The following is a 5849-nucleotide window of genomic DNA, read 5'->3' as shown; positions in this document are numbered from 1 at the left end:
CAGTTTCACTTCCGCCAATTCCTTGCGCAGTCGCGCCAGTTCAATTTCCGTTTCCGTCGGCACCCTCTGGCCTTGCCCAACCTTCGCCAGGTTGCCTGTACGCGACGCCCGCACCCAATTGCCAAGACTGCTCTTTGGCACCGACAAGCGCTTCGCTGCCGCATCCACCGACAGCCCTTCCGCTTCCACCAGCTTCACCGCTTCCGCCCGAAATTCCAGCGTGTAGATCCCTTTCGGTAGTCGTTCCATCCTTGTCCTCCGTTCCTCACATTTTACGAAACGTTGGACTCCACTTTTTTCAGCCTACCTCATTATGTCGTGATCGCGAAGCGAGCCGCGACATGAACCGGTTGTTGAACAAGCCCGGTTCGGATTCTCTGGAAACAGCTTTTTGTGGCGAGGCCAAAGGTGGGCGGAAAGACCGCTTTCCCAAATGGGCAATTTCCGCAAAGGGTCGATCGCGGGCCTTCCTCTCGGCGTTATTTTTGATGCCGCACACCTTTGCACCGCAGAGTGATTGGTCTGCCAATTGGCAGGGACTCTTGTTGCATCAAGTCCCATTGCGGGACTATAATTTGCTCATGCGAATTGTTGCTGTCAGCTACCTACGAGCTTTCTGGGAGTCCAACCCGGATGCCGAGCAACAGTTGAAATCGTGGGTTGATGAGGCAAAGAAGGCTACCTGGAACCAGCCTGCGGAGATTAAGGCACAGTACCGAAACGCTAGTATCCTCAAGGATCGCCGGGTTGTCTTCAATCTCAAGGGCAATGACTATCGCCTGGTGCTCTCGGTTGCGTATCGCTACCAGGCCGTCTACGTGAAATTCATCGGCACACATGCCGAGTACGACCTGATTGATGCTGAAACCGTCGAAGTGGAGGGCTAACATGGACATCCGACCGATTCATACCGATGCCGATTACAAGGCGGCCCTGCGCGAGGTATCGGCGTATTTCGACAACGAACCCGAACCCGGAACCCAGGACGGGGATCGGTTCGAGGTGCTACTGACCTTGGTCGAAGCCTATGAGGCGAAGTACTTCCCTATCGACTTGCCCGATCCGGTGGAAGCTATCAAGTTCCGCATGGAACAGTCCGGGCTGACGCCAAGGGACTTGGTGCCCGCAATCGGTCGCCTCAATCGTGTTTATGAAATTCTCGCCCGGAAACGCCCTCTGACGCTCAATATGATATGGCGTCTGCATGAGAAATTCGGCATTCCCGCCGAGAGCCTGATTCGTCCATCAAAGCAGCCTGCGGCCGCATAACTCGGTGAGCCAAGCGCTGTGCCGGTCAATATCCTCAACTTGGCCGGGCTGGATGTCATCGACTTCAAGGAAACCGAGTCCGGGTATCACGTTCTGGCGACACCCAAGGCAATCTCGCGTCTTTGCCCTCACTGCGGCCGATCCAATGACACAGTAGTACACGCCAAACGCACGCTGATTCTCCGAGATATTCCGAGCCACGCGAAGGCCGTGGTTATCCTTGCACTTTAGGCTCATGCACTAAAAAGAAAGGTTTGGCACATGAAAAGCCGCGCTGATTCTTTGGGGTATCGTATTTTTGTGGCTGGCTATATTGCCGCGCTGTCACTTGCGCTTGGCGCCTGCGTCACCTCGCCTAGCAGGGTAACGCAGGCCGCTTTGGAAGGAGATGCGGCGGCCATCGATGATTTCCTGAAGTCCAGCAGTGAGGAAATCAACATACCTGCGCTATTCGAAACCAGTTCTCCAAGATGTCCGGGGCACAATATCCTGACTCCATTGCAGGCTGCCGCGTGCTCTGGCCAGGAAACGGTTATACGAAAATTGCTGAGCAACAAAGCCGACATCAACCTCGCCACGGCATCGGGACAGACGCCATTGATGCTGGCCATAGTCAACAAACACGGCGATGTAGCCCGACTCCTCGTGGCGGCTGAAGCACGCCTCGAAAATGCAGATGCAGCGGGGAATACCGCCCTGCTACTGGCTGCGGTTCATGGCGATCGGCCACTTGCGGAAGTCCTGCTCAAGAATGGCGCCTCACCCAAGGCCCAAAACAAGGCTGGAGAAACCGCATTGCTGCTCGCAAAAGATATTAGCCTGGCGAGGATGCTCGCCGCGCTCGGCGCCGATCCCCTTGCTGTCAGCACAAACGGCGATTCGGGGTTGCATCTGGCCGCCAGATCTGGCAATGCCCAGATGGCGAAATTCTTTCTGGAGCAAGGCGTCGATGTCGGACTCAGAAACCGGGACGGAGCCTCCGCCCTGGACATCGCCCGCACCAAGGGAGCGCCGGCCACAGGCAATGCCGGCACGGCCGTGGATCAGGCTCGTTTGGCTTCGATAGCCAAACGGCGCGGGCTTCCTCCTGCTGGCCGCTCGGACGCACCGCTTGACCCTGATCTCGCGCAAAAGCGGATGGGAGTGGCGTCGTTGATCGAATTCCGGATGGCACAAGCATTGAGCGGTGATGTGGCGGCAGCCGATCAGGCAGCGCAAAATGGACGCTCGACTGATGCGCTGGCGCTCTATACGGCAGCCATCGTCAAGGCCATGGATATCGGCGGCACACCCGAGCGTGAGTTGCGCCAAAAAATCGTCCGTTATGCCGCATCGCTGCCGCAGGCTCCCGCCCTGCCCGAGAAGGCACGCGAACATCTGGTGCGCAGTTCCTTCCTGCTGAAGAAGGGACGGGACATGTCGCTCATCGAGAACGAGGTGGCAGCTGCCCTGCAGCACGCTCCGTGGTGGGCGGAGGGGTACTACAACCTTGGCCAGATTCAGGCTGAACGGGGGAAGTACGATGCCGCCGAACAAAACCTCCGGCTTTTCATCGATGCCATGCCAGCAGATCCGCGCGCCCAAAGCGCCCAGGACAGAATTTACGAAATCAAGCTCACGCAAGAGGAAGAGGGCAAGATACGGGGCATGGAAGGTCGCTGGAAAGACGGTGGCGGCCAAGGCTACAGTGTCTCGATTAAGGGCGACAAAATTTACATTCGTTCGGACAAGGGCCTGACGTTTTCACTCACGCAAGAAAATGAGGTGATCAAGGGCAGCGTCGAAGGAGGCTCTCGTCGCGGCGAACACAACTGCACCATTCCTGCCCAGATGCACCCCGTGACTGGTCGCCTCGCACCCGACGCCAAAAGCATCAGCCTCGAATATCTCTGGTCCCATTACAAGACGAGATATCACTGTGTGAACATGGCAGGCGTTCCGTCGAACTGTTGCCTGCTTTGCGATAAGGTATGCGACGCCGTTACGGTCAGCGGCTCCGATCGCCTGAATCTGCAACTGCGGCCGGCACGGTAGGAAAAGGGTGGCGTGACATGGACTCATCGACGACTCGGCGGTATTGCATGGCCGGAACGACATGCAGAAGAACCTCCCTTCTCGCCGCGGCAACCAGCGCTGTCATGCTGTGCCTCCCGTTGGATGCGATGGCGGGCGGGGTTCCTGCGGCATCCGGCCCGGTCTGTGTTCCCTATCCAGGCATGCCCTGCCCCGGCGACGTACGTTCTTCATCCTCTTCGTCATCCGGCAGCCGCAGCAAAGGAAGCCGTGTCAACGCAATATTTCTGCAGGAGTTCCAGAAAACTCTCGATAGCATGACGACCCCGAACCCCGCCACTGTCCAGCGCATCAAGCAGACGCAGATGGAGGGAGACCGTGCCCGGCAGGAGGAGGTGTCATCTCAACAGGCTACCGAAGAGCAACGCCGGATGCAGGACCAGTCCGATGCGGAAGCGGCACGTGAAAAACAATTGCAGGACTTGTCCGGCCGGCTGCAACTTCTGCCCGACAGCCCCCGCCCCTCTACCGATCTGCGCCCCGGAGGAACTGCTTTTTTCGGACAGGAGAGTAAGGCTGGAGAATCGCTTCAACCTGCGGCCAACATCGAGGATTGGCGCGACCAGGCCTCGTCCGGATTCGATACCCGGGGGCCGATTGCCGGCCAGCCTCCGGCAAATCCTCCGCCTCCCCCGCCTCCCAGCCGGGTGGAACTCAAGGAAAAACCGATCCCGCCAGACAAGGTCCCGCCGGAAATGCGTAACCTCATTCAGGAGCGTCAGGAATTGCGTGCACAGAAGAAAGAAATGCAGGAATCCCTCCAGCGCCTGGAGTCCAAATCCACCCTAACTGCCACGGAATCCGAAGCCATGGCAAAGCTCAAGCAGGATCTGGACGTGGCCCTGAACAAGGAGAACCACCTCACCTTCACAATCAACGAGTCCTTGCCGTGACCCAACATCGGCTTCCCGTCCTGGCGCTTGCCTTGGCACTCTTGTTGCCAGCCGGAGCGCGGGCCGCTCTCTCTCTGGCCGACATGGCGGCTGAACTACAGGGACGACGGGCGGAGATCGAGCGGGACCGAAAAGCGCTCAATGCCGACTGCGCCAAAGTCCCCGCAAGCAACAACGAAAAAGTCGCAGAATGCAGGCGACGATTCGATGACGTGGCCCGGCGAATGGCAAAATATAAGTCCGATTACCAGAACTACACAGCCAACGCCAAGGACGTCGAACCGCGGCCGCGAATACCCGCTCCCACAGACAGCAGCAACTGGAGCAGCCGCCAGTGCGAGTTCGCTCGTCAGCGCGTCGATTCCTATCGCCAATCGCTGCATCAAGCGGTCGAGGTTTCCAAGCGCCTGAGCCGCCAGATCGCTGCCGACCAGGGGCTGCGGGCTGAATGGGAAGGCACCATGAGCGATGCGGTCGAGCGGGCTAAAAACCGGGGGCAGTTCCTTTGGCTGGCGATACCTCTTGGTCGCCTGAAATCGATCAACGAGGGGGCAATCAAGGATCTAGCCGACAATGCCGGCAAACTGGCCGATTTGCTGGCCGAGAGCGTCGACCCGGAACAGCGCAATGCGATACGCATAGCACGGCAGTTCAACCAGAGCGAGAAAGCGGCCGTCGCCGCACTCGGCAAGCAGTATGAGAGCATTGGAACCGCCCTTTCTCTCGGTGGCAATGCACCGCTTGTTTTCGAGGACGCAGACAACTCCCCTACCTCACTCCTGCAAGGAGATGCCATGAAACTGCGCGAGGCCGGGGAAATGCTCTTCGACGTGATCATCGAGCGTGACCAGTGGAAGAAGGTAGCATCCAATGCGCCCTGGGCGAAATATCTCGCTGGCGGCCTTGGCGCAGCGTTCAAGACCGAAGCAGCGGCCCGGGCCATGTTCGATTCCTGGTATGACGCAATGGCCAGTGCGCTGTCGTGGAAGCAGCTCACGGCGATGAACCTCAATGCCGACCATTACCTGGCGGCCGTGCGCAAGCAGGGCGGCGAAATACGTCGCCGAGGCGAACTGCTAAAGGGCGCCGAGGCTGAGGTCGAGCAGGCCTGCATTCCGACTGCCCAGCCACTGCCTAAGGCGCATTGATTTCCACGCGCCGGATATCAAAATCCGACCTGTTTGCATCATGGTCAATGTCACAGGTCATTCAGGAAAAGGGCATTACATACGGCAAGGGGTCCTGAGAAAGGCCCCTCTGCAGGCTGTTATTGATCAGGCCCGAATAAGTTTTTACGCGGCATAGCGAACCTGTTTGTCCTGAAAGAAGGCCTTGATGCGTTCAGGCGAACGCTCAAGTTCGGTCATGTGCTGGGTCGCGGCGGAGCGGAGTTTGGCTTTGGTACGGGCTGGGACTTTTGACCCCATCGCCTGTTTGAGATCGGCATTCAATCGTTCCTCGGGGTTTAATTCCGGGCTGTAGCTCGGCAGGTAAAACAGTTCGATCTGCTCGGCGTGTTCGGTCACCCATTTTTTCACCGGCTTGCTGTGATGGACACGCAAGTTGTCGAGGATCAGGAAGACCTTCTTCTTGCCGGCGTCTTTGATCAGGGCG

7 protein-coding genes are annotated in these 5849 nt (G+C 58.3%); 5 read left to right on the top strand and 2 right to left on the bottom strand.

What is annotated here, in order from left to right; all coding sequences use genetic code 11:
- Positions 1–249, bottom strand: a 249-nt coding sequence (locus tag BO74_RS20400) for a transposase (protein ID WP_496445126.1), incomplete at its 3' end; no start/stop codon positions are given.
- 92 nt (positions 250–341) lie between these two features.
- Here BO74_RS20400 and BO74_RS20395 point away from each other — a divergent pair.
- From BO74_RS20395 to BO74_RS20375, 5 genes are all read left to right on the top strand, one after another.
- Positions 342–887 (top strand): type II toxin-antitoxin system HigB family toxin, encoded by a 546-nt coding sequence (locus BO74_RS20395; protein ID WP_496445124.1) that lies wholly within the window; start codon positions 342–344, stop codon positions 885–887.
- Position 888: 1 nt separating this feature from the next.
- The gene (locus tag BO74_RS20390) at positions 889–1269 is read left to right on the top strand and encodes a helix-turn-helix domain-containing protein (RefSeq protein WP_496445122.1); all 381 of its coding nucleotides are present in this window, start codon (positions 889–891) and stop codon (positions 1267–1269) included.
- 261 nt (positions 1270–1530) lie between these two features.
- Positions 1531–3303, top strand: a complete 1773-nt coding sequence (locus BO74_RS20385; RefSeq protein WP_496445120.1) for an ankyrin repeat domain-containing protein — start codon at positions 1531–1533, stop codon at positions 3301–3303.
- A 296-nt stretch (positions 3304–3599) separates the two neighbouring features.
- Positions 3600–4235, top strand: coding sequence for a hypothetical protein (locus BO74_RS20380; RefSeq protein ID WP_496445118.1), 636 nt, complete (start codon positions 3600–3602; stop codon positions 4233–4235).
- Between the two features lie 32 nt (positions 4236–4267).
- Positions 4268–5383, top strand: coding sequence for a hypothetical protein (locus tag BO74_RS20375; RefSeq protein ID WP_496445116.1), 1116 nt, complete (start codon positions 4268–4270; stop codon positions 5381–5383).
- A 144-nt stretch (positions 5384–5527) separates the two neighbouring features.
- On the opposite strand, the gene BO74_RS20370 is transcribed toward BO74_RS20375, so the two are convergent.
- A partial coding sequence (locus BO74_RS20370; protein WP_496445114.1) for a transposase occupies positions 5528–5849 on the bottom strand: 322 nt, incomplete at its 5' end.

This window comes from Propionivibrio pelophilus DSM 12018 (assembly GCF_059569095.1).
Note: the sequence above shows the minus strand (reverse complement) of the source record. Positions and strands in the feature narration are given on the sequence as shown.